1 protein-coding gene is annotated in these 242 nt (G+C 52.9%); it reads right to left on the reverse strand.

The genetic code is table 11. From position 1 onward, the window contains the following. Nucleotides 1–242, reverse strand: a 242-nt coding sequence (locus tag AB1471_RS19140) for a hypothetical protein (RefSeq protein ID WP_367781049.1), incomplete at both ends; no start/stop codon positions are given.

Raw genomic sequence — 242 nt, forward strand, 5'->3', positions numbered from 1 at the left:
TCTTTTCGTCTTTTTGTTTTTCATTCCTCCTCTTTCCTGCCCTTTTCTCCCCCTTCCCCCCCCCTCCCCCCCCCTCCCCCCCCCTCCTCTCTTCCTCTTTTTTCTTTCTTTCCTCCCCTCTCCTTCTTCTCTTCTCTTTTTCTCCTTCTCTTCTCCCCCCCTTCTTTCTCCCCCCCCCCTCTTCTCTTCTCCTCTCCCTTCCCTTTCCCTCTCCCTTTTCTCTTCCTCCTTTTCTTCCTTCT

Origin of the sequence: Jeotgalibacillus marinus (genome assembly GCF_040801915.1) — a bacterium.
Taxonomy (GTDB): Bacteria; Bacillota; Bacilli; order Bacillales; family Jeotgalibacillaceae; genus Jeotgalibacillus; species Jeotgalibacillus marinus.